At 69.4% G+C, this 23,104-nt stretch carries 21 protein-coding genes; 11 read left to right on the top strand and 10 right to left on the bottom strand.

Going from position 1 to position 23,104, the window contains the following annotated elements:
• Nucleotides 1-21 precede the first annotated feature (21 nt).
• The 3 genes from ACQPYZ_RS30185 to ACQPYZ_RS30175 are packed head-to-tail and all read left to right on the top strand — an operon-like array spanning nucleotide 22 to nucleotide 3,227.
• Nucleotides 22-471: a MarR family winged helix-turn-helix transcriptional regulator gene (locus ACQPYZ_RS30185; RefSeq protein WP_433162060.1), complete on the top strand. Its 450-nt coding sequence runs from the start codon at nucleotides 22-24 to the stop codon at nucleotides 469-471.
• On the top strand, nucleotides 468-1,799 hold the full coding sequence (locus tag ACQPYZ_RS30180; protein ID WP_433162058.1) for an MFS transporter: 1,332 nt from the start codon (nucleotides 468-470) through the stop codon (nucleotides 1,797-1,799). The genes ACQPYZ_RS30185 and ACQPYZ_RS30180 overlap by 4 nt, the downstream gene beginning before the upstream one ends.
• Nucleotides 1,800-1,823: 24 nt before the next feature.
• A complete protein-coding gene (locus ACQPYZ_RS30175; protein WP_433162056.1) occupies nucleotides 1,824-3,227 on the top strand; it encodes a mycothione reductase in 1,404 nt (467 codons plus the stop codon).
• Here ACQPYZ_RS30175 and ACQPYZ_RS30170 read toward each other — a convergent pair.
• Nucleotides 3,210-4,664, bottom strand: coding sequence for an LLM class flavin-dependent oxidoreductase (locus ACQPYZ_RS30170; RefSeq protein ID WP_433162054.1), 1,455 nt, complete (start codon nucleotides 4,662-4,664; stop codon nucleotides 3,210-3,212). The genes ACQPYZ_RS30175 and ACQPYZ_RS30170 overlap by 18 nt on opposite strands.
• Nucleotides 4,665-4,688: 24 nt before the next feature.
• Here ACQPYZ_RS30170 and thpR point away from each other — a divergent pair, with 24 nt between their 5' ends.
• Nucleotides 4,689-5,252, top strand: coding sequence for an RNA 2',3'-cyclic phosphodiesterase (gene thpR, locus ACQPYZ_RS30165; RefSeq protein ID WP_433162052.1), 564 nt, complete (start codon nucleotides 4,689-4,691; stop codon nucleotides 5,250-5,252).
• A 60-nt stretch (nucleotides 5,253-5,312) separates the two neighbouring features.
• On the opposite strand, the gene ACQPYZ_RS30160 is transcribed toward thpR, so the two are convergent.
• From ACQPYZ_RS30160 to ACQPYZ_RS30145, 4 genes are all read right to left on the bottom strand, one after another.
• Nucleotides 5,313-6,152, bottom strand: coding sequence for a carbohydrate ABC transporter permease (locus ACQPYZ_RS30160; RefSeq protein ID WP_433162050.1), 840 nt, complete (start codon nucleotides 6,150-6,152; stop codon nucleotides 5,313-5,315).
• Complete coding sequence (locus ACQPYZ_RS30155; RefSeq protein WP_433162048.1) at nucleotides 6,145-7,125, bottom strand: carbohydrate ABC transporter permease; 981 nt, start codon at nucleotides 7,123-7,125, stop codon at nucleotides 6,145-6,147. Before ACQPYZ_RS30155 ends, ACQPYZ_RS30160 begins: the two co-directional genes overlap by 8 nt.
• Nucleotides 7,126-7,218: 93 nt before the next feature.
• Complete coding sequence (locus ACQPYZ_RS30150; RefSeq protein ID WP_433162046.1) at nucleotides 7,219-8,541, bottom strand: ABC transporter substrate-binding protein; 1,323 nt, start codon at nucleotides 8,539-8,541, stop codon at nucleotides 7,219-7,221.
• Between the two features lie 210 nt (nucleotides 8,542-8,751).
• Nucleotides 8,752-9,831: a LacI family DNA-binding transcriptional regulator gene (locus ACQPYZ_RS30145; protein ID WP_433162044.1), complete on the bottom strand. Its 1,080-nt coding sequence runs from the start codon at nucleotides 9,829-9,831 to the stop codon at nucleotides 8,752-8,754.
• Nucleotides 9,832-9,917: 86 nt separating this feature from the next.
• Between ACQPYZ_RS30145 and ACQPYZ_RS30140 the strand changes: the two genes are divergently transcribed.
• Both ACQPYZ_RS30140 and ACQPYZ_RS30135 read left to right on the top strand, forming a co-directional pair.
• On the top strand, nucleotides 9,918-11,576 hold the full coding sequence (locus ACQPYZ_RS30140; RefSeq protein WP_433162043.1) for an acyltransferase: 1,659 nt from the start codon (nucleotides 9,918-9,920) through the stop codon (nucleotides 11,574-11,576).
• Nucleotides 11,577-11,700: 124 nt separating this feature from the next.
• Nucleotides 11,701-12,792, top strand: coding sequence for a hypothetical protein (locus tag ACQPYZ_RS30135; RefSeq protein WP_433162042.1), 1,092 nt, complete (start codon nucleotides 11,701-11,703; stop codon nucleotides 12,790-12,792).
• Here the strand turns inward: ACQPYZ_RS30135 and ACQPYZ_RS30130 are convergent.
• Nucleotides 12,734-14,005: an MFS transporter gene (locus ACQPYZ_RS30130; RefSeq protein WP_433162040.1), complete on the bottom strand. Its 1,272-nt coding sequence runs from the start codon at nucleotides 14,003-14,005 to the stop codon at nucleotides 12,734-12,736. The two genes, ACQPYZ_RS30135 and ACQPYZ_RS30130, sit on opposite strands and share 59 nt — an antisense overlap.
• On the bottom strand, nucleotides 14,002-14,586 hold the full coding sequence (locus ACQPYZ_RS30125; protein WP_433162038.1) for an ArsR/SmtB family transcription factor: 585 nt from the start codon (nucleotides 14,584-14,586) through the stop codon (nucleotides 14,002-14,004). Before ACQPYZ_RS30125 ends, ACQPYZ_RS30130 begins: the two co-directional genes overlap by 4 nt.
• A gap of 193 nt (nucleotides 14,587-14,779) precedes the next feature.
• Between ACQPYZ_RS30125 and ACQPYZ_RS30120 the strand changes: the two genes are divergently transcribed.
• The 3 genes from ACQPYZ_RS30120 (at nucleotide 14,780) to ACQPYZ_RS30110 (ending at nucleotide 17,649) form a co-directional block, all read left to right on the top strand.
• Nucleotides 14,780-15,145, top strand: coding sequence for a hypothetical protein (locus ACQPYZ_RS30120; RefSeq protein WP_433162036.1), 366 nt, complete (start codon nucleotides 14,780-14,782; stop codon nucleotides 15,143-15,145).
• 93 nt (nucleotides 15,146-15,238) lie between these two features.
• Entirely contained in the window at nucleotides 15,239-16,498 is a 1,260-nt protein-coding gene (locus tag ACQPYZ_RS30115) for a class I SAM-dependent methyltransferase (RefSeq protein ID WP_433162034.1), read from the top strand.
• Nucleotides 16,495-17,649, top strand: coding sequence for a hypothetical protein (locus ACQPYZ_RS30110; RefSeq protein WP_433162033.1), 1,155 nt, complete (start codon nucleotides 16,495-16,497; stop codon nucleotides 17,647-17,649). Before ACQPYZ_RS30115 ends, ACQPYZ_RS30110 begins: the two co-directional genes overlap by 4 nt.
• A gap of 411 nt (nucleotides 17,650-18,060) precedes the next feature.
• Here ACQPYZ_RS30110 and serC read toward each other — a convergent pair whose 3' ends face one another.
• Both serC and ACQPYZ_RS30100 read right to left on the bottom strand, forming a co-directional pair.
• A complete protein-coding gene (serC, locus tag ACQPYZ_RS30105) occupies nucleotides 18,061-19,185 on the bottom strand; it encodes a phosphoserine transaminase (RefSeq protein ID WP_433162031.1) in 1,125 nt (374 codons plus the stop codon).
• A 212-nt stretch (nucleotides 19,186-19,397) separates the two neighbouring features.
• Nucleotides 19,398-20,231, bottom strand: coding sequence for a phytanoyl-CoA dioxygenase family protein (locus ACQPYZ_RS30100; protein ID WP_433162029.1), 834 nt, complete (start codon nucleotides 20,229-20,231; stop codon nucleotides 19,398-19,400).
• Nucleotides 20,232-20,333: 102 nt separating this feature from the next.
• Here ACQPYZ_RS30100 and ACQPYZ_RS30095 point away from each other — a divergent pair, with 102 nt between their 5' ends.
• Nucleotides 20,334-21,248, top strand: a complete 915-nt coding sequence (locus ACQPYZ_RS30095) for a helix-turn-helix domain-containing protein (RefSeq protein WP_433162027.1) — start codon at nucleotides 20,334-20,336, stop codon at nucleotides 21,246-21,248.
• Here the strand turns inward: ACQPYZ_RS30095 and ACQPYZ_RS30090 are convergent.
• A complete protein-coding gene (locus ACQPYZ_RS30090; RefSeq protein ID WP_433162025.1) occupies nucleotides 21,185-22,297 on the bottom strand; it encodes a citrate synthase 2 in 1,113 nt (370 codons plus the stop codon). The genes ACQPYZ_RS30095 and ACQPYZ_RS30090 overlap by 64 nt on opposite strands.
• A gap of 196 nt (nucleotides 22,298-22,493) precedes the next feature.
• On the opposite strand from ACQPYZ_RS30090, the gene ACQPYZ_RS30085 reads away from it, so the two are divergent.
• A complete protein-coding gene (locus ACQPYZ_RS30085) occupies nucleotides 22,494-23,075 on the top strand; it encodes a hypothetical protein (protein WP_433162024.1) in 582 nt (193 codons plus the stop codon).
• Nucleotides 23,076-23,104 lie beyond the last annotated feature (29 nt).

Here is a 23,104-nt window from a genome sequence, read left to right as displayed (position 1 = left end):
TAATGAGTTAAGGTAACGAACATGCCCGAAGTCGTAGCCCAGCAGGTGAAGAGTGACGTCGGGCTGGCAAGTGCCCTGAGGTCGTCGACGTTGCGGCTGTCCCGGCAGCTCCGGCGGCAGCGTGAGCCCGGTCACGACCTCACCGCCAACCAGCTCAGCGTGCTCGGCGCGCTGGCCAAGCACGACGCGATGACGATCGGCGAGCTGGCCGCGCACGAGCAGGTCAAACCGCCGTCGATGACGCGGATCGTGTCGAACATGGAGGAGGCGGGCCTGGTCGCCCGCCGGCCCCACGAGACCGACAAGCGCCAGATCGTGGTCGAGCTGACCGGCCGCGCGGACGAGCTGATCCTCGCCAACCGCCGGCGCCGCGACGAGTGGCTGCAGACCAAACTGAAGCAACTGACCCCCGAGGAGCGCGACATCCTGCGCAAGGCAGCCCCTGTTCTCGAACGCCTGGCGGCCACATGAGCCCGACCTTCCGGGCGTTCAAGGTCCGCAACTTCCGTCTCTACGCCTCCGGCGCGATCGTCTCGAACGTCGGCACCTGGATGCAGCGCGTCGCCCAGGACTGGCTGGTCCTGGAGCTGACCCACTCCGGGACCGCACTCGGCATCGTCACCGGACTGCAGTTCCTGCCCGCCCTCCTGCTCGGCCCGTACGCCGGGCTCGTCGCCGACCGCTTCCCGAAGCGACAGGTGCTCACCTGCACCCAGATCGCGATGGCCACGGTCGCCCTCGTGCTCGGCGGACTGACCGTCTCCGGCCTGGTCGCGCCCTGGCACGTGTACCTGCTGGCCCTGCTGTTCGGGATCGGAACGGCGTTCGACGCCCCGGCCCGGCAGGCGTTCGTGGTCGAGATGGTCGGCCGCGACGAGCTCGCCAACGCGGTCGGGCTGAACTCGGCCTCCTTCAACGCCGCCCGGCTGCTCGGCCCGGCGCTCGCCGGCCTGCTGATCCACTGGATCGGCACCGGTCCGGTGATCATGATCAACGGCTTCACCTACGCCGCGGTGATCCTGTCGCTGCGGTTGATGCGGGTGAGCGAGCTGCACACGCCGAAGGTCGCCGCCCGGGACAAGGGCATGATCCGCGACGGCATGCGCTACCTGTGGCGCCGGCCGGAGCTGATGATGATCCTGGTCACCGTGTTCTTCGCCGGCACCTTCGGGCTGAACTTCCAGATGACGTCCGCGCTGATGGCGACCGAGGTCTTCCAGAAGGGCGCGGGGGAGTACGGCATCCTCGGCTCGATCCTGGCGATCGGTTCGCTGTCGGGTGCGCTGCTGGCCGCCCGGCGGGTCCGGGTCCGCGCTCGCCTGGTGATCGGCGCGGCCCTGGCGTTCGGCGTGATGGCGATGGTCAGCGGTCTGATGCCGACGTACCTCACCTATGCGCTGGTGCTGCCGCTGGTCGGGCTCACCTCGCTGACCATGCTGACCGCGGCCAACGCGACCATGCAGCTCAGCATCGAGCCGACCATGCGCGGCCGGGTGATGGCGCTGTACATGACGGTCCTGATGGGTGGTACGCCGATCGGGTCGCCGCTGATCGGGTGGGTCGGGCAGACCTTCGGCGCCCGCTGGTCGCTGATCGTCGGCGGTGCGCTCACGGTCATCGGCACGATCGCCTCGGTGGTGTACTTCTCCCGCCGCCGTGGCCTGTCGATCCGCCCGCGGCTGCTGCCGCGCCCCCGCCTGGAGGTGCTGCCGCAGACGGAGCTGCTCGGTGAGAAGGCGATCTCCGAGCCGGATCCGGTGCTGTCACCGGCCAAGGAACCGGGACCCCGGGTCGCCTGACGGCCGATGACCCCACAATGGGGTGTGACTCATTACGACTTGGTGATCATCGGGACCGGTTCGGGGAACACGATCGTGAACCGGCGGTTCGCGGACCGGAAGGTCGCGATCGTCGAGCGTGGCACGTTCGGCGGCACCTGCCTGAACGTCGGCTGCATCCCGACCAAGATGTTCGTGCACACCGCGGACCTGGCCGCCACCCCGTCGATCAGCTCCCGGTACGGCGTCGACGAGACGCTGGACCGGGTCCGCTGGCCGGAGGTCCGGGACCGGATCTTCGGCCGGATCGACCCGATCGCCGCGGGCGGCTCGGAATACCGGCACCACCACGCGGACAACGCGAACGTGACCGTGTACGACGGCACCGGCCGGTTCACCGCCGCCAAGGAGCTGACCGTCGACGGCAAGGACGGCACGACCAGCGTGCTCACCGCCGACCAGTTCGTGCTGGCCACCGGCAGCCGGCCGATCGTCCCGTTCGTCCCGGGGCTGGAGGAGGCCGGCTACCACACCTCGAACACGATCATGCGGATCGAGGAGCTGCCGCGCCGGCTCGGCATCATCGGCAGCGGGTTCGTCGCGGCCGAGTTCGCGCACGTGTTCTCGTCGTACGGCGTCGAGGTCACGATGATCGCCCGTTCCGGCCTGCTGATGCGGCACGAGGACACCGACATCGCCGAGCGCTTCACCGAGATCGCCCGGGCGAAGTACGACGTACGCCTCGAGCACGACACCGTCAGCGCGAAACGGCGGGACGACGGCTCGATCGCGCTGGAGATGCTCAGCCCGCAGGGGATCGACGAGCTCGTGGTCGACCAGGTGCTGGTCGCCGTCGGCCGGACGCCGAACTCGGACACGCTGAACCTGGAGGCCGCCGGCGTCGCGGTCGACGACGAGAACCGGGTGATCGTCGACAAGTACCAGCAGACGACCGTCGACGGCATCTACGCGCTCGGCGACGTCACCTCGCCGCACCAGCTGAAGCACGTCGCGAACCACGAGGCCCGGGTGGTGAAGCACAACCTGCTGAACCCGTCGGACCGGATCACCGCCGACCACCGGTTCGTCCCGCACGCGGTCTTCAGCTCACCGCAGATCGCGGCCGTCGGCCTGACCGAGGCGCAGGCCGAGGAGCGCGGGATCCCGTACGTCGTCGGCCGTCAGGACTACGCCGACATCGCGTACGGCTGGGCGATGGAGGACACCACCGGGTTCGCCAAGATCCTGGCCGACCCGGAGACCCGGCAGATCATCGGCTGCCACATCATCGGGCCGCAGGCGTCCTCGGTGATCCAGCCAGTCATCCAGGCGATGAGCTTCGGCCTGGACGCCTACTCGATGGCGCGTAACCAGTACTGGATCCACCCGGCAATGTCCGAGCTGATCGAGAACGCCCTGCTCAAGCTGAAGCTACCGGCGGAAGGCTGAGATCACCTCGGCAGCGGTCTCCAGGGTGTCGAGCGACGGCAGGCTGATCATCACCTCGGCGACGCCGGCCTCGGAGAGCTCGCGGAAGCGGCCGATCTGGTCGGCGACCGTGCCGGCGTTGACGGTCGCGGCGTACCGGGCCGGGTCCTGGTTGCGCGGACGCAACTGCGCGACCAGCTCGTCCACGTCCCGGTGGTCCTTGCCCACGAGGGTGGTGGACAGATGCGTGACCTCGACGAACTCGCTGTACCCCCGCAGGTACCCGACCCGCTTGCGCACCTGCGCGACATCGCCGAACACGTTCACGGCATCCGCGTGCCGGGCCGCCAGCCGCAGCGTTCGCGGCCCGCTTCCACCGACCAGCAAGGGCAAACGCTCCTGCAGCGGGCGTGGATAGCACGTCGTGTCCGGGACGTCGAGCACCTTGCCGTGGAACGGTTTGTTGCCCGGTCCCCACAACACCGGCAGCAACCGCAACGCGTCCTCGAGCAACGCGTACCGCTCGCCGACCGACGGGAACTGCCACCCGTACGCCTTGTGCTCCGCCTCGAACCACGCCAACCCGACCCCACACACCGCACGCCCACCACTGAGTACGTCGAGGGTCGCGGCGATCTTCCCCAGATGCGCGACGTTGCGATACGTGATCCCGGAGACCAGGGTCCCCAGCCGGACCCGCGACGTACACGCGGCCAGGTACCCCAGGGTCGTCCAGCTCTCGAGGAAGTCGTCCCACGCCCGGCCGACCTGCGGGATCTGCCGGAAGTGGTCCATCACGTAGATCGCGTCGAACCCGGCCGCCTCCGCCCGCGTCGCGACGTCCCGGATCCACGTCGCCGTCCCCGCCCGCCCTGCCTTGTGGGTGTAGCTGCTCAACTGCAGCCCGAAACGCAACCCGGTCGGGGCCTCCTCCTGCCGCTGCGCCGCCGCCCCGGCGTCCACGAACGCCGACGGTACGACGCGAACCACGGCCGGCTCGAGGACGTCGTCGTACCCCTCGGTCGGCAGTTCCTTCTTCACCGCGGTCCACGACCGCAGCTGCGCGGTCAGCACGTCCGCCGGGATCCGCTTCTGCCGGGCTCGGTTCCGCCTTCGGCACTCCTCGGCGGGGGTGTCGAAGGCGACCGCGACACACGGCATCCCGGCCGCTCGGGCCAGCCCGAGCCATCGCAACCGCCGTTCCCGGTCGAGCCCGAGAGTGTCGATGACCGTCGTCAGTTTCCGGCCGATCCGCTGCTCGACCACCTCTTCCAGCAGTGCGAACGCATCCGCACTCGCCGCGAGATCGTCCTCACCGGCGCCCACGAGCGCCCGCAGCCGATCACTCGACACGATCAGGTCCGCCGCGAACCGCTCCGCCGCCCACGTCGACTTCCCCGCGGCCCCCGGCCCCACCAGGATCACCACACACGGCGACGGCAACTTCAACTCGTCCACGACAGCAGTCTGTAGCATTTCGGGATGCGATTGTTCGTGGCCGTGGTGCCACCGATTGACGTTGTGGAGGATCTGAGCGAGTTCGTCGAGCCGCGGCGGGAGCATCCGGATGAGGACATCCGGTGGGCCGCGGACGAGCACTGGCACATCACGCTCGCGTTCCTGGGCGAGGTGCCGGACTGGAAGACCGACGAGTTGGGGGAGCGGCTGGAACGGGCCGCCAAACGGCAGAAGCCGTTCGAACTCCAACTCAGGGGAGCGGGCGCCTTCCCGGGTGTGCCCGACGCCCGCGTCCTGTACGCCGGGGTGCGCGACGACACCGAGTCGCTCAAGCACCTGGCGATGACGACGCGAGCGGCGGCCAACCGCGCCGGCGTGCCCGTGGAGGGCCGGAAGTTCACCCCGCACGTCACCCTCGCCCGCCTCCGCCGGCAGCTGGACGTCACCAAGTGGGTCCGGATCTTCGACACCTACGACGGCCCCGCCTGGACGGCAGGCAGCCTGCAACTGATCGAGTCCCGACTCGGCGAGGGCCCCGGCCACAGCTCGGCCTACACCACCGTCGGCGAATGGAACTTCCTCGGCTGACCCAGGCCTCGGTAACACGAGAGGGGCTCTCCGGCGGAGAGCCCCTCTGTGGTGGTGGAGTTACTTGACGGCGCCTGCGGTGACGCCGGCGACGAAGTGGCGCTGGGCCAGCAGGAAGCCGATGACGACCGGGATGCTGACGACCAGGGCGGCCGCCATGATCTGGTTCCAGTAGACGTTGGTCTGGGTCGAGTACTGCCGCAGACCCACCGACAGCGTCCGGTTCGCCTCGGTCGTCATCACCGACGCGAACAGCACCTCACCCCAGGCGGTCATGAACGAGTAGATCGCGACCGCGATCACGCCCGGCCGTGCGGCCGGCAGGACCACCCGGCCGAGGGCGCCCATCGGGCCGCACCCGTCCACCAGCGCGGCCTCGTCCAGCTCCCGCGGGATGCTGTCGAAGTACCCGGCCAGCATCCAGATCGAGAACGGCAGGCTGAAGGTCAGATAGGTGATGATCAACCCCAGCCGCGTCCCGACCAGCTGGATGCCGAGCGAGTTGTTGATGTTCACGAAGATCAGGAACAACGGCAGCAGGAACAGCACACCCGGGAACATCTGCGTCGACAGCACCGTGGTGGTGAACACCGTCCGGCCGCGGAACCGGAAACGCGAGACCGCGAACGCGGCCAGGATCGCGATCGCGACCGAGAACACCGTCGCGACCACCGAGACGATCGTGCTGTTCACGAAGTACCGGGCCAGCGGCACCGTCTGCCACATCTCGATGAACGGCTCGACGGTCAGGTTCGACGGCCACCAGGTGAACGCGCCCTGGACGTCCGCGAGCGGTTTCAGCGACGAGGTGATCATCACGTAGAGCGGGATCAGCACGAACAGGCCGAGCACGGCCAGCACGGCCGCCCGGTAGATCTTGAACCCCTTGGTCTCACGCACGACGCGACCTCCTTCCGGTGACGAGCAGGTAGATGCCGGTGACGATCATCAGGAAGATCAGCAGCAGCACGGACATCGCCGCACCGGAGCCGAAGTTCCAGGTCAGGAACGACGCGTTGTAGATGTGGAAGGTGATCAGGTCGCCGGCCGGCGGCTGCGCCGTACCGAACAGCACGTACGGCGTGTTGAAGTCGCTGAACGTCCACAGGAACAGCACCAGCACGAGCACCAGGTTGACCGGCCGCAGCGACGGCAGGGTGATGTTGCGCCACTGCCGCAGGTTGCCGGCCCCGTCCACCGCGGCGGCCTCGTAGACGTCGCGCGGGATGCTCTGCAGCCCGGCCATCAGGGTCAGGAACGCGAACGTCCACAGCTTCCAGACCGCGACCGTGATCAGCGAGACCAGCGCGTTCCCGCCGATCAGCCAGAACGGCCGGTCACTCGTCAGCCCCAGGTTGTCGACCAGGATGTGGTTCACCACGCCGGTGTCGCGCTGGAGCATGAAGTTCCAGGTCAGGATCCCGGCGTACGCCGGCAACGCGTACGGCACCAGGAACAGCGTCCGGACCCAGTTGCGGCCGCGGAACGGCGGCTGCAGCGCGACCGCCGCGGCCATGCCGAGCACCCAGGAGAGCCCGACGGTGATCAGCGAGAACGCGATGGTGACGCCGAACGACTTCAGCAGCCCCTCGCCGACGGCGTTGTCGAAGTCGAGGGCCACCTTGTAGTTGCCGAGCCCGGCCCAGGGCGCGGCGGACCAGTTCGCGATGTAGAACTTGGTCAGTTTCACGAAACTCATCCAGATCCCGACCAGCATCGGGATGATGTGGATGAGCAGTTCCAGCAGCACGGCCGGGGCCAGCAGCAGGTAGGGGAGCCACCGGCTCAGGCCGGGTCTGCGTTCCTGGCCGCTGCGTCTCGGCTTGGCGGGCCGGGTGGCGGCCGCCGGGGCATCGGATGTGGCGACGGACATGCGCTGGGTCGCCTCCTGTCTTCGGGTCGCGGGGTCGGCTGACGTGGATCGGTGGCCCGGGACACGTCACCGGCCCGGGCCACCGTGGTCGCGTCAGCTACTCGCGGCCACTTGGTCCTCGGCGGTCTTCAGCGCCGCCTTGACCTCGTCCGCGGTCACCGTCCCGCCGGTGGCGATCTTGGCGAACATCGCGTTCATCGCCTTGCCGACGGTGCTCTCGTACTGGTCCTCGGCCGGCACCAGCGGCAGCGGCTTGGACTTGGTGTTGTAGATGTCGGCGAAGATCGCGGCCTCCTCGGCGTTCTCGGTGAACGCCGGCTTCGCGTCCTTCAGCACCGGCAGCGAGGCGAACGGCTTGCCCAGCGTCGTCTGGGTGTTCGCGTCCGTCATGAACTTCACGAACTTCAGCGCCGCGTCCTTGTTCTCGGTGTTCTTGAAGATCGACAGGTTGATCCCGGCCACGTGGCTCGCGGTCTGGTCGGCCGCGCCCGCCGGTGCCGGGAACGGCACCACGCCGTACTCGCTGCCCTTCATCCCGTTCGCGACGATCGAGGAGTTGGCGTTGTTCTGGTTGATGATCATCGCGACCTTCTTGGTGGCGAAGTCGTTCACCGACTTGGTGCCGTTGTCGTACTGCGCGTTCGACGGGTTGGCGACCTTGTCCTTCTGCATCAGGTCGAGGTACCGCAGCACGCCCTGGACCTGGCCGTCGCCGGTGAAGGTCGGCTTGCCGTCCTTGTCGAACCATTCGGCGCCGTTCTGCGCGGCGTTGATGAACGCGAAGTGCACGTTCTCGGTGTAGCTGCCGGCCGCGAGCGCCATGCCGTACTGCTTCTTCGCCGGGTTGGTCAGCTTCTGCGCCGCGGCGACCATCTCTTCCCAGGTCTTCGGCGGCTGCAGCCCGGCCGCGGCGAACATCGCCTTGTTGTAGTACAGGCCGTACGCCAGGCCGTAGAGCGGGACCGAGGTCGGGTCGGTGCCTTCCTTGCCGCCGGTCGCCAGCGCCGTCGGCACGAACTTGTCCTTCCCGCCGATCGCGTCCATCGCCTCGCCGTCGAACGGCAGGAAGGCGTCGGTCGCCTGCAGCGACGCGGCCCAGGTGTTGCCGATGTTGACCACGTCCGGCGCCTGGCCGGAGGTGATCGCGGTCTGGATCCGGGTCTGCAGGTCGTTCCAGCCGATCACCTCGAGGTTGACCTTGATGCCGGTCTCCTGGGTGAACTTCTGCAGGACCGGGGTCAGCACCTCCTTGTCGTTGTCCAGGCTGGTGCCCTGGTTGCTGGCCCAGTAGGTCAGCGTCTGGTCTCCACCCGAGCTGCCGCCGGAGGAATCGCCCGAGTCGCTGCCACCGCAGGCGGCCAGGCTGATTCCCAGGGCGGTCGCCGCTGCTGCGGCTACAAGCGAACGCAGTCTCACGTCGGACTCCCTCGTCCCGTCGAGCCCCCGCGGAGCTGCGGAGGCGGATCGGCCCCATAGTGGCCTAACCGGTTAAGTTTCGAAACCCTAACCGGTTCAGTTACGGCCGGTTCGTTACTACCTCGTGACATCGACCAACCTTCACCCGTCAGCGGGCAAACGCAATCCGACACCCTCCGGAATCGCGTGAATTCACAGAGTTCTGAAGAATCAGCCGCGGGCCGGGCCGGACGACTCCCGGGCGCGCAGTTCCCCGGCCGGAGCCTGTTCATGCAGCCGGGGCTCCCCGGCCGCCACCCGGAGGAGCAGATCCGCGGCCGCACGGCCGCGCTCCATCGTCTTCTGGTCGATCGCGGTGATCCCCGGCCGGGCCAGCTCGCACAACGGCGAGTCGTCCCAGGCGAGGATCGACACCTCGCCCGGTACGGCGGTGCCGAGGTCGGTCGCCACCCGCAGCGCGGCCACGGCCATCAGGTCGTTGCCGAGCACGATCGCGGTCGGCGGGCCGGGCTCGCTCAGCAGCCGGCGGGTCAGCTCGGCGCCGTCGTCGTACCGGTAGCTGCCCTCGAGGTGCCGGACCGTCATCCCGCGGCTCTCGGCCTCCTCGCGCAGCATCCGCACCCGGAGCTGCTCGTGTACGAAGGTGAACGGCCCACTGACGTGGGCGATGTCGCGGTGGCCGAGCTCGGCCAGGTGGTCGAGCAGCAGCGTGACCGTCTCGACCGGCGAGCTGATCAGCCGGCCGACCTGGTCGTCGGGGTCGTTGGAGCTGACCACGACACACGGCAGTCCGAGCTCCTTGAGCAGCGGGATCCGCGGGTCGTCGTCGTGCTCGTCGAACAGGATGAACCCGTCGACGCGCCCCTGCCGCGACCATCGCCGCAGTACGTCGAGATCCTCGCCGCGCTCGCCGGTCAGCCGCAGCAGCAGGGACGAGTCGACCTCGTTCAGGTACTGCTCGATGCCGACCAGCGTGCGCATGTAGAACGCCTCGGTCGAGATCAGCGCGGGATCGCGGGCGATCACGATGCCGATCGTGCGGGTCCGGCTGGCCGAGAGCGCGACCGCGGCCGAGTTCGGGTGGAAGCCGAGCTCCTCGGCCAGGTCGAGCACCCGCTGCCGGGTCTCCTCGCTGACCCCGGCCCGGCCGTTGAGCGCGTACGACACCGACGCCTTCGAGATGTGCAGCCGGCGCGCGAGGTCGCTGATCGTGACCCGCCGGCGCCCACCACCGCCCGCCGGACCGTCGTCGGCGCTGTCTCCGCCGGCCAAGGATCCGGGTGTCGTCATGTCTGCCTGTCACCCCGCACAGCCGAGAGAGTAGCAGCGAGTTTTCGGGGGTAGCGCCGGCCGCACGGTTTGGATAGCGTTTTCCCATGACGCCTGGTGAACCGCTGCGACTGGATTTCCTGCCCTGGGAGTACGCGCGTCTCGCGTCCGGGGAGGAGCGTGAACGCCAGCTGGAACGGCAGCAGCGGCTCGGCGGGACGGTCTCGCTCGCGGACTCGGCGTACGTCGCGGAGTCGGCCGCGGTGTACTGCGACGAGCTGACGCTGGGGGAGCGCTCGTACATCGCCGCGCACGCCTACGTGACCGGGCACGTCACGCTCGGGTCGGACTCGACGATCAACCCGTTCTCCGCAGTTCGCGGCCGGATCAGCATCGGCGACGGGGTCCGGATCGGCGCGCACACGTCGCTGCTCGCGTTCAACCACGGCACGGCACCGGGGGAGCCGATCTTCCGCCAGAAGCACACCTCGCTGGGAATCACCGTCGGCGACGACGTCTGGATCGGCTCGAACGTCACGGTCCTCGACGGCGTCACCATCGGTCCGCACTCGATCATCGGAGCTGGTGCTGTGGTCACCAAGGACGTCCCCGCCAACACGATTGCGGCCGGCAACCCGGCACGCGTACTCCGCTCCCGGGACACGTCGGCGCGCCCGGCCGCCGGTGACCTGGCTCAGCGGCTCGCCGCCTTCACCGCCAAGGCCCGCGAGCAGGCGGACGACGTACTGCGCCGGTGCTGGGACGGCTCGCGGTTCGTCGACCGGCCAGGGCTCGGCCACGAGCCGGCGATCCGTCCGTGGTGCGATGCCGTGGAGATCGCCGACGTACTGCTGCGTCGTACGCCCGAGGGGCATACCCGCGACGACCTGGTCCGGCGGCTACGTCATCGCCAGGATCCGGAGACCGGACTGGTCTCACCAGGAGACCTCGCCGACGCCGGCCTGGACGTGCCGGCGACCGACAAGCTGTCGGTGCTCGAGGGGCCGGCCAGCTATCACATCCTGTGTGTGGGCTACGCGCTGCAGGTGCTGGACAGTTGCTTCGAGCATCCGATCCGAACCGACTTCGCGCCGGGTGAGCTCGAGCGTCAGCTCGACAATCTTCCCTGGGCACGGCGCGCCTGGTCGGCCGGGTCGGCGATCGACGCCCTGGGCACCGCACTCGCCCGGAACCTCAAGGATCACGGGGAATCCGGGCCGCTGTCGACTCTTCTCGGGTGGCTGGTGCTGCGCGCGGATCCTCGGTCCGGCATGTGGGGCCAGCCGCATCCGGACGACGGCTGGTTGCAGGTGGTGAACGGGTTCTACCGGTTGACCCGCGGTACCTACGCGCAGTTCGGCTTGCCCCTGCCGTACCCCGAGCAGGCGGTCAGGACGGTGCTTGCGCACAGCAACGACAAGCGGATGTTCAGCGGTGACGGGTACAACGCGTGCAACGTGCTCGACGTCATCCATCCGCTCTGGCTGGCCGGGAAGCAGACCGACCTCGGCCGGGCGGACGGCGTACGGTGGGCCGAGGATCAGCTCAGCCGGATCCTCGATCGCTGGGTGGACGGTCAGGGCTTCGCGTTCGCGCCGGACGGGACCGACGACCGGGCGATCCCCGGCCTGCAGGGCACCGAGATGTGGCTGGCCATCATCTGGCTGCTCTCGGACTACCTGGGCCTGTCCGACGCGGTCGGCTACCGCCCGCGCGGCGTCCACCGCCCGGAGCCGCTGGTCACCTGGCCGCAGGCGGTCGATTAGCCTGAGGCCGTGGACCCGCGTACCCGCAACCTGGTGACCTCCCTGGTGCTGATCGCCCTGGTCGCCATGGTCGTGATCGCCGCGCTCGTCCGCTGACGGTTCTCGGCGACTAGGGTTTTGCCGCATGAGCACCACTAGTGGGGCACGATCGCCGTACCTGATGCGGGCGGGGCTGGTCCGCAACGTGAGGTCCGCCGAGCACCTGACCACGTTCGTGGTGGCCGGCGTGGCGACGGTGCTGATCACCCGCCTGTTCCTCGGGCTCAGTGGCTACCCGCAGATCGGCGGCAAGGGCCTGCACATCGCGCACGTGCTGCCGGGCGGCCTGCTGATGCTGGTCGCGATCTCCCTGCTGCTCGCGTACGTCGGCCCGGTGGTCCGGCCCGCGGCCGCGCTGATCGGCGGGGTGGGGTTCGGCCTGTTCATCGACGAGGTCGGCAAGTTCGTCACCTCGGACAACGACTACTTCTACCAACCAGCCGCCGCGATCGTGTACGTCGTCTTCGTGCTGATCGTGCTGGCGTCCCGGTTCCTCACCACCCGGCGGCCGATCGACCCGCGGGAGCAGCTCGCGAACGTGGTCGACACCGCGGTGGAAGGTGTCGCGGGCGGGCTGTCCCGTCGTCGGCTCGCCCAGGCCTCCGAGCAGCTGCGTCAGGTCGGTCCTGAGGTGCAGGCGCGGTACGAGACCCGGCAACTGCTGGCCGCCTGCCCGGCCGACGAAGTGGAGTTGGCTGCTCCGGTCGACGCGGCGTGGCGGGCGCTCCAGCGGGGATTCGACCGGCTGGCCACCCATCCACTCGCGCCGACGATCGCCGTCGGCGTACTGGTCGTCCAGGCGATCGGAGCACCCGCCATCGCGGCCGGTATCCGGTTCGACGACGGGCTGGTCGCGGACATCCCGGTCCTAGGTGTAGCCGCGGGGAGCTTGCTGTCGGCGTCGTTCACCGTGCGCGGTGGGTGGCAGCTGCGGAAGCGGAACAGGGCTCGTGCGGTCCGGCTGTTCGAGCTGGCGGTGCTGGTCTCCTTGCTGGTCACGCAGGTGTTCCAGTTCGCGGGTACGCAGTTCGCCGCGGTCGGCGGGATGCTGCTGGACCTGGTGCTGCTCGGTCTGCTCGGTGCCGAGGTGGACCGGCTGCGGCGCGAGGAGACCAAGGCTAGGGAGCTGGGAGTGCCACCGGATCGGCCGGCGGGGGACTCGCTGGGGCCGGTGTAGCCTTCCAGGTCTCGTTGCGCCCGATCAGCAGCGGTGACATCGTCGCGACGAAGTAGACGGCGCCGGCAGCGAGCAGTGCGGGCACCAGGCCGACGCCTGCGATCGCCGCACCGGCTACGACTCCACCGAGCGGCACACCCGTCCAGCAGACCGCGTCCGCCAGTGAGTTCACCCGGCCGAGCAGGTGCCGGGGGATCCGCTCGATGAACAGGGCACCCAGCACGGGGTTGATGAATCCGGCTCCGATGCCGGCTACGGCGTACACCACCATCACAGCCCACACCGGTGCGTCGAAGGCCATCACCACGAACCGCGGTGCTCCACAGATCAGGAACGCGAGCGTGAACACGAGCTTCCGTGGGATGCGGTCGCCGATGGCCGACGCGACCAGCGCGAACAGCGTCGCGGTCACACCGAACGACGTGAGGATCAGACTGGTGTGCCCGGGTCCGAAGCCGTGCTCCCTGATCCAGACGGGCAGCAGTACGGCGGCGATCGCGGCGTCGAGCAGGTTGGTCACCGCGATCATCAGGACGAGCGGCATCATCAACTTGTCGCTGCGCAGGAACCGCCATCCGACGAGCAAGCGCTGACGGTAGCTGCCTTCGTCCGTACTCTCGGCCTTCTGGTGCTGCTTGGGTATCCAGCGGGCGATCAGGACGGCACAGACTCCGAACGACGCCGCATCGATCCACAGGGCGTTGACCTCGCCGACGAGCGTGATGAGACCGCCGGCGATCGCGAAGGCGATGAAGCCGGCCAGGCGCTCGGTGGTGCTCTCGAGTCCGGTCACTCGCTCCAGCGGGACTCGGGCCGCTTGGGCGATGTCCGGGATGAGTGTGCCCTTCGCTGCGTCGCCCGGTCCGCGAAGTGCGCCGGCTATCGCGACGAGGGCCAGCAGCAGGGGGAACGACAGCATGTTCAGCGTGTGCAGCAACGGGATCAGCGCGACGACACCCATGCTGGCCGTGTCCGCGAGCACACTGATCCGCCGCGGCCCGACCCGATCGATCAGTGGGCCGCCGACCGCCTTGAAGATCACGAGCGGCGCCATCTCGGCCATGGCCACCAGACCGGTCTTCACCGGCGACCCCGTACTCACCAGCACGAACCAGGGGATCGCGATCGCACTGACGCGCGTGCCACAGATCGACACGACGTTGGCGACCAGGAAGGCCACCAACGGCGCGCGGGATGCTCCCCCTTTAGTCACCGGGTTTCCCGCGGATAGGCCTGGATCTGCACCGACACCTGCTCGGCCCCCTCGGGCAGCGGTGCGGTCAGATCCGGTGTCTTGTACTTCTCGAACACGGCGACGATCTCGGCGACCATCGCGGCCAGCTCCTCCGGTCGGAGGTGGAAGATGTAGTCCGACAGCATGGACGCGTCCCGCCACTCGGGCGACAGCGTCTGCATCGAGTCGATGAACGCGAACATGTTCTCCGCGTACGTCTGCCCGAGCCCGTGCAGGAACCCCAGCGTCAGCTCCGGCTCCTGGTCGAGCAACTCGGCCGCGTCGAAGGCCGTTCCCTGGTGCACCGACTTCCACCACCGGTCGCGCGCGTTCCCCCGGCTGTCGTCCTCCAACACCAGGCCCGCGTCGGCCAACTGCCGCAGGTGGTAGCTGGTGGCGCCCGTGTTCACCCCCAGGCGGCCGGCCAGCGTGGTTGCGGTCTGGGGTCCGTAGATACGGAGCAGTCCGAGCATCCGGTTCCGCATCGGGTGCGCCAGCGCTCGCACCAGGTGCCGGTCCAGTCTGACCGTCCGCTCGTTCGCCGCCTGCTCATCAGTCATGGTTCTGAGCTTAGAACTGCAAAGCCTGTTTGCAAAGCAGTTTTGCAAACAATTTGTGCGGTCGGTTGTCCACAGGTGCGGAATTGGTGGTCGGCCGGCGTGCCCGGCGCGGCATCTTCTCTGTCGAGAAAGGGGTCCGGCCGCGGCCGTCACGGCCCCGCCGGCCCGTACGACGAAACGGAGAGAACGACCCATGCTGCGAGTGATGCTCGAGGACGCCGACTACTGCGACGTCCCAGCCGACCTGATGACGTTCGAGCAGGAGGCGGTGGTGTTCTGGCGCGACGGCGAGGAGGTCGGCCGCCACCGGCAGTCCCGGATCCGCTCGCTCGAGCTGCTGGACGTCCGGTCGATGACCCGCAAGATCAAGGCGGCCCGGAAGAACCATCCGAACGCCTTCCGGGTCTGGTCCGCCGAGGAGCAGCAGACCCTGACCGACATGTTCCGCGCCGGCGCCACCAAGGACGAGCTGGTCGAGGCCCTCGGCCGCCAGCCCGGCGGCATCGCCACCCGCCTCCGCTCCCTGGGGCTCCTCAAAGAGGACGAGAGACTCGAATGAGCGCCCGCCGATGCGTGGCCCGTCGACCTCACCGGAACGGAGTCGGGCGAGACCGTTTTGTGATCGGGACGAGCGGTCGGGGACAATGGCGCGATGCAGGCAGACGTGGATCCGGAGCGGACCTCCGCCGACCGGGCCGACGGATCCGGCGCGGAGTCCGGTGCGCGCGACGTGATTCGTGCGGCTCTGCTCGACCCGTCGAGCCTGGTCCGCGCGGTCGCCTCGGGTCGCCGCCGCGGTCTGGAGCCACCGCACTACCAGCGCGTCGAGCTCCGGTACGTCGACCTCAAGGACACCCGTCACCTGCAGCTCACGGAGTACGACGAGCGCCAGGCGCACACCCGCAACTTCGCTGGCGCGGAGGTGGAGAAGGCGGTCGACGAGCTGCTCGACCTGCCGTACGGGACGTGGCACCTCGAGACCACCACGGAGACGCTGCGACTGCGGTACACCAAGAAGGGCAAGGAGCTGCTCCACCGGCAGGCGGACAGCCGGGAGCAGCAGACCGGCCACGACCGGGTGAAACAGCGGGTGCTCGACCCGGCGGCGCCGTTCCTGATCGAGCTCGGGATCAGCGATCACCAGGGTCGGGTGAAGCCGTCGCGGCAGGCGAAGTACAAGCAGATCGAGGAGTTCTGCAAGCTGCTCGCCCCTGCCCTGGACGAGGCGATCGCAGCGGGCCGGATCGAGTCCGGACGGCCGCTGCAGGTAGTCGACCTCGGCTGCGGCAACGCCTACCTGACCCTCGCCGCGTACCACCTGCTGACCGCGGCCGGCCACGACGTACGCATGACCGGCATCGACCACAACCCGGCGGCCCGCAAGCGCAACACCCGGGTGGTGACCGCGCTCGGCTGGCAGGAGCACCTGCGGTTCGTCGACGCGACCATCCAGGCGGCCGAGCTCGACGTACGACCGGACGTCGTACTGGCCTTGCACGCCTGCGACACCGCAACCGACGACGCGCTCGCCCGGGCGGTCGGCTGGGAGGCGCCGCTCGTGCTCGCGGCTCCGTGCTGCCATCACGACATCCAGAAGCAGTTGAAGAGCGTCACACCACCGGCGCCTTATGCGCTGATGACGCGATATGGCATCGTTCGTGAGCGGTTCGCCGACGTCCTGACGGATACGCTCCGGGCGGCGGTGCTGCGACAGGTTGGATACCGGGTGGAGGTCGTGCAGTTCGTGGACAGTCAACACACTCCGCGTAACCTCCTCCTCCGTGCCGCCCGGACCGGCGCCACCCCGACCGACGACCTCCGGTCCGAGTACCGGACCCTGATCGACGACTGGCACGTCTCGCCCCGCTTGGCGCAGCTCCTCCTGACGGACAGCCACGAGGTGGTGTCGTGATCCGTCTCCGGATCGGCCTCGCCTTGGTGGCGACGGGATTCCTCAGCCTGGCCGGTACGACGATCCCGGCCGGAGCATCTGCCCCCGCCTCCCGGTCCGCGACCGCGCCACAGACCGTGAGCGCGGTGGGAGTGCCGGCCGGGGGGATGGTTCCGGCGGCGGATCCGTCGCCGGCGGTGAAGAAGCTGTTCACGATCCGGGACGAGCGGATCGAGGAGTCGTCCGGGCTGGCGAAGAGCCAGAAGTTCGAGGGCATCTACTGGACGATGAACGACTCGGGCGACCGCGCCCGCGTGTTCGGCGTGGACACCACCGGCAAGGTCCGGATGGTCCTCAGCTTCAAGGCCGAGGTCCGCGACGTCGAGGCCGTCGCCGTGGATCGCGACGGGACGATCTACATCGCCGACATCGGCGACAACAGAGCCACCCGGGACATGGTCGAGATCTACACGATCCCCGAGCCCGACCAGCTCGGCGACGCCGACGTAAGCTACCACCGGTACGACTTCACGTACCCGGACGGCGCGCACGACGCCGAGACCCTGCTGGTGGAGCCCGGTACGAACCAGCTCTACATCGTCACCAAGTCGACGAAGGGCGGCGCGATCTACGCCGCCCCGCCGGCCCCGTCCCGCCAAGGCACCAACGAGCTCACCAAGCTCGCCCCGGCCCCGGCCGGAGCCTTCACCGACGGCACGTTCCTCCCGGACGGCCAGCGAGTCGTACTCCGCACGATGACCGGCGTCACCACCGTCACCTGGGGCGAGTCCCCGACCCTGGTCGCGAGCGCGACCGTGTCCGCCTCCCAGGGCGAGTCGGTCGCCGTCGGTCCGACCGACACCACCGTCCTCGTCGGCAGCGAGGGCGCGAACTCCGCCGTCTACCAGGTCGCTGTGCCCGCGAAGAAGGCCGCCGCGACGCCCCCGGCCGCCTCCGCGACCCCCAAGCCGAACACCGCCGACGAATCGAGCACCGAGCCCACGAAGAGCAACAACCTCCGCTGGATCCTGATCGGCGCCGCGGCGTTCGCCCTCGTCATCACCGTCATCACCTTCCCCCCAGGCCGCCGCGAGCGCCTCGACCGCATGGCCGAAAACGCCCGCCTCACCGGCCAGTCCCCACCCACCCCCCACCGCCGAACCCACCCCTGACCCACCCCCACCGCCATCGATCACCCGGATGGCCGAACGGCCGGCCGCCCGCCCGCCGCGCCCCCGGGACGTTTGAGCGGATAACCCCTGAAGTAGCCCGTTCTCCACCCAAATCAAGGACCCATAAGGGGCAAACGACGGGTTATCCCCTCAAACGCCCGCCCGCGAGACCCTGGCCGCCGTGCGGGCGCGGCGGCGTGCGCCGGGACGCGGGCCGGGGGCTGGGGTGCGGGAGCCGCGGTGCTGGGGCGCAGACCTGCTGGGTGGTGGCTGTGCCGGGGTGACTTGGTCGCCTCGCGCGGGGGTGGCTTGCGGGATGTACGGCGGGTGTGGGGTGGTGGGGTTGAGGTGCAGGGACGTGGAACAGCCGCCCACCTGGTTGGTGGGCGGCTGATCGTGGTGCTTGGGTGGTTAGCTCTGGTGGTCGACTACGTAGTCGATGGCTTGGGTTAGTTTTTCTACGTCGTCGGGGTCTACGGCGGGGAACATGGCGACGCGGAGTTGGTTGCGGCCGAGTTTGCGGTAGGGCTCGGTGTCGACGATGCCGTTGGCGCGCAGTGTCTTGGCGACCGCGGCGGCGTCGATGGAGTCGTCCAGGTCGATGGTCCCGATGACGAGCGAGCGCGCGTCCGGGTCCTCGACGTACGGCGTGGCGTAGTCGGACTTCTCGGCCCACGTGTACAGGCGGTTGCTCGAGTCCGTCGTACGCGCGACGCTCCACTCCAGACCGCCCTGGTTGTTGATCCAGTCGGTCTGCTCAGCCATCAGGAACAGCGTGGCGAGCGACGGCGTGTTGTACGTCTGGTGCTTGCTCGAGTTGTCGATCGCGGTGGCCAGGTCCAGGAACGCCGGGGTCCACCGGCCGCTCGCGGTGATCTCCTCGACCCGCGCCAGCGCGGCCGGGCTCATCACCGCGATCCACAGGCCGCCGTCGGACGCGAAGCACTTCTGCGGGGCGAAGTAGTAGACGTCGACCTCGTTGATGTCGACCGGCAGGCCGCCGGCGCCCGAGGTGGCGTCGATCGCGACCAGCGCACCCTCGTCGGCGCCCTCGACCCGCTGCACCGGCGCCATCACGCCGGTCGAGGTCTCGTTGTGCGGCCAGGCGTACAGGTCGACGCCGGCCTCGGCGACCGCGGCCGGACGCGTGCCGGGGTCGGACTTGACGATGGTCGGCTCACCGAGGTGCGGCGCGAGCTGCGCGGCCTTGGCGAACTTCGAGGAGAACTCGCCGAAGCTCAGGTGCTGGCTCTTCTCCCGGATCAGCCCGAACGTCGCGACGTCCCAGAACGCGGTCGACCCACCGTTGCCGAGCACCACCTGGTAGCCGTCGGGCAGCTGGAAGAGGTCGGCCACGCCCTGCTGCACTCGTGCCACGAGGTTCTTGACCGGCGCCTGGCGGTGCGACGTACCGAGCAGCTTGGCGCCCTCGGAGGCGAGGGCGGCGACGGCTTCCGGGCGCACCTTGGACGGGCCGGCCCCGAAGCGGCCGTCGGCGGGCTTGAGCTCTGCAGGAATCTGAATGTCGCTGGTCACCAGCGGTTTCCCTTCGTCGTCTGGCATGCACTAGGCCGACGACGCTGTCAGCGCCCCCATCCTCCCACACCCCACCCAACCCCCACCCCCGGTCTCACCCGACAGCCGGCGAGCACACGGGCCGGTCGCAGCCCCGCGCTGGGCGCGCCCCGGCCCAGGGACACCCGGATCGGGAGCCGGCCGGGCGCTGGGAGCCGACGGGCGCCGGGAGGCTACTCGTGTTTGCGGGTGATGGTTTGGGTGCCGGTCAGGACTGCTACCGGGCCTTCGGGGGAGTCGGTCCAGACGCCGCAGGGGCCGCCGCCCTCGGCGACGGACAGGTCGACCTCGCTGCCGTCCATCCGCAGGACCGGGTGGTAGTACTGCGCGACCTGCTCGGCCTCGCCCTGGATGTAGTGACCGATCAACGCCCGCCGGAAGCGGTCCGGCGTCACGTTGGGCGCGCTCCCGTGCACCAGCGCGCCGTGGAAGAACAGCACGTCGCCGGGCGACATCTCCACGAGTACGGCGGCGTCCGGCTCGGGCAGCGGGACGGTCACGTCCGTGTAGCTGATCCTGGTGTCCGCCTTCTCTGTGCACAGGATCGGCCAGCGATGGCTACCGGGCACCACCTGCAGGCCGCCGTTGGCCTGGTCGACCGGGTCGAGCGCCATCCAGGCCGCGAGACACGTGCCCGGCTCGGCCTTCAGGTAGAAGTTGTCCTGGTGCAGCGCCTGGCCCCGGGAGCCCGGCGGCTTGAAGAAGATCATCGTCTGGACGGCGTACGGCGACGTGCCGAGGATCTCGGTCATCACCGTGTCGAGGCGCTGGTCGATCAGCCATTGCAGCGTGGTCTCGTCCCACCGGTGGACGTGCGTCATCCGCGGGTACCGCTTCAGCGGGTCGCGGCCGCCGGCCTCGATCCCGGAGTCGTCACCCGAGTACGAACCGCGGTGGCGCAGCACCATGTAGTGCTCCCGCAGCCGCTCGCACTCCTCCGGACTGAACAGCCCACGCACCAGGACGAACCCGTCGGCGTCGTACCGCTCCTTGAACGAAACGCTCATCCGTTCCTCCGCAAGAATCCTGTGCCGAACCTCGACCTCTCCGCTAGTCTCCGTTTGCAACGCTGGAACGGCGACGGACGAACCACGCATGGAGTTGACCTTTTGACGCATCCCGCCCAGCAGCGGGCACAACAGCGAGGACAGGCTCGAGGACTACCGCGACATCAGCGCCACGGCCTGGCGAGCGGCGAGCCGCTCCGGATCACGCTGCTGTCGCCGCCGACGTTCTGGCGCTGTGAGGCCGGCTGGTCCTGGGTGTCGCGCCCGCTCGCGGACCACCTCCTGTGGTGCGTGCTGGACGGCCGCGGACGCCTCGCGCTGGACGGCGCCGAGCGTGAGCTCCACCCCGGCGTCTGCGCGGTCTTCGCACCCGGCGACGCCCCGACCGCCGTCCACGACCCTCGCCGCCGCCTGCTCGTCTTCGGCATGCACTTCTCCACCGACTCGGCCGGGGTCATTCCCGAGCCGCGCTGGGGCGAGGTCCTGGATCGCGAGTTGCTGGGCGTCCTCGCGCGGACCAGCGACGCGTCGTACCGGCGGCAGGATCCGCTCGGGCGGCGGCAGGCCGAGCTGTGCCTGGAGCAGGTGCTCGCGATGATCTGGGACGCCGTGCACAACCCCGGCCCGAGTACGACGGACACCGTCGTCGACGACGTGGCCCGGCAGATCCGGCAGGACCCTAGCTACGACTGGACGGTGGCCGAGATGGCTCGCCGGGCCGCGCTGTCCAGAGCGCAGTTCACTCGCCGCTTTGTCGCACTGCTGGGGATGTCGCCGGCGCAGTACCTGATCCAGTCCAGGATCGACCGGGCGCACCAACTGCTCACCGAGACCGGACTGACCGTCACCCAGGTCGCCGGCGTCCTCGGGTACGCCGACGTGCCCTACTTCAGCCGCCAGTACAAGCAACGCACCGGCCGGTCGCCGAGCGACGACCGGCCCGCGTCGCGAGGTCAGGCCCAGGAAGGGCTCCAGCCGTCGATGGAGGTTGCCGGCCGGGTGCCGGGGCCGGAGTAGATGGCGGAGGGGCGGATCAGGCGGCCGGTGCGCTTCTGCTCGAGTACGTGGGCGCTCCAGCCCGCGGTCCGGGCGCAGGTGAACATCGACGTGAACATGGGCGGTGGGACCTCGGCGAAGTCGAGGACGATCGCGGCCCAGAACTCGACGTTCGTCTCGAGCACGCGGTCGGGACGGCGTTCGCGGAGCTCGGTGAGGGCGGCCTGCTCCAGGGCCTCGGCGACCTCGTACCGCGGGGCGTCGAGCTCACGCGCCGTACGGCGGAGCACTCGGGCGCGCGGGTCCTCGGCGCGGTAGACGCGATGGCCGAAGCCCATCAGCCGCTCGCCGGCGTCCAGCAGTCCCTTGACGTACGCACGGGCGTCGCCGCTGCGCTCCACCCCTTCGATCATGGTCAGCACGCGGGCGGGCGCGCCACCGTGCAGTGGGCCGGACATCGCGCCGACCGCGCCGGACAGGGCAGCCGCGACGTCGGCACCGGTGGACGCGATCACCCGCGCGGTGAACGTCGACGCGTTCATGCCGTGCTCGGCGGCCGACGTCCAGTAGGCGTCCACGGCCTTCACGTGCTTGGGGTCGGGTTCGCCGCGCCAGCGGATCATGAAGCGCTCGGTGATCGTCTTCGCCTTGTCCACCTCGCGTTGCGGCACCATCGGTTGCCCGATGCCACGAGCGGCCTGGGCGACGTACGACAGCGCCATCACCGCGGCGCGGGAGAGGTCGTCGCGGGCCTGTACGTCGTCGATGTCGTACAACGGCCGCAGGCCCCACGCCGGCGCGAGCATCGCCAGCGCGGACTGTACGTCGACCCGCACGTCGCCGGTGTGGACCGGCAGCGGGAACGGCTCGGCCGGCGGCAGACCGGGGGTGAACGCACCGTCGACCAGCAGGCCCCAGACGTTCTCGAACGGCACCCGGCCGACGAGGTCCTCGATGTCCACGCCGCGGTACCGCAGCGCCGAACCTTCCTTGTCCGGCTCGGCGATCTGCGTGTCGAACGCGACCACGCCCTCCAGGCCGTGCTGCACCTCGGTCCTCGGATCTGACATGCGACTCCCTCGTCCTCGTGGCCGGCGCGCCCGTCCACCAGTGACCGGCGCGCCGCTGGGCGCCCAGGCAGCATAGTTCTCGCCGGCGACCCCCGGACAGATCTGTGACGCGCTCGGCACGTCGCCGGGGTGAGCGGTGAACCGCCGGGCCGTGAGGAAGGTTCGGTGACCGGGTCGCCGGGCTATCGTCGAGACCATGCCTGCCAAGCCTGTTCCCGGCCTCGGACTCGTTCTCGGGGTCATCGTGGGGTACGCCGCCATCGTCGGCGGCTCGTACGCGACCACGCGGCTCGCCACGGCCCGGGCGGTGCGGTTCGAGAGCGACGTGAACCGCAGTCTGCCGTGGCTGGCGTTGCTGGTCGTGGTCGCGCTCGTGCTGGCCGTGCTGATGGCGGTCCCGGCCATCGGCTCCGGGGTGATGGTCGGTGCGGGCGGTCTGATGACGCTGGTCGGCCTGGCCTTCCTGGTGCTGCCGTTGCGTCAGGTGTTCGACCTCAGCAAGGCATTCCGGGTGCCGGGGTCCCGGTTCCCACCGTCGTACCTGTTGTTCGACGGATCGTTGCTGCTGCTCGGGCTGGTCCTGCTGGTGGTCGGCGCACGGCGCTGGGCCTCGGACGCGAAGGTCTACCGGATGCTGTCCGGCCAGCAGCCGCAACAGCAGCAGTGGGGCGGTTACCCGGGACAGCAACAGCAGCCGCAGTACGGCGGGTATCCGGGCCAGCAGCAACCACAGGACTACCGCCCGCAACCGCCGGGCGGGCAGCAGCCACCGCGATAACTTTCCCCGTGGAGCCGGCATCTGGCTCT

The sequence above is a fragment of the Kribbella sp. CA-247076 genome (genome assembly GCF_050942445.1).
Taxonomy (GTDB): Bacteria; Actinomycetota; Actinomycetes; order Propionibacteriales; family Kribbellaceae; genus Kribbella.
Note: the sequence above shows the minus strand (reverse complement) of the source record. Positions and strands in the feature narration are given on the sequence as shown.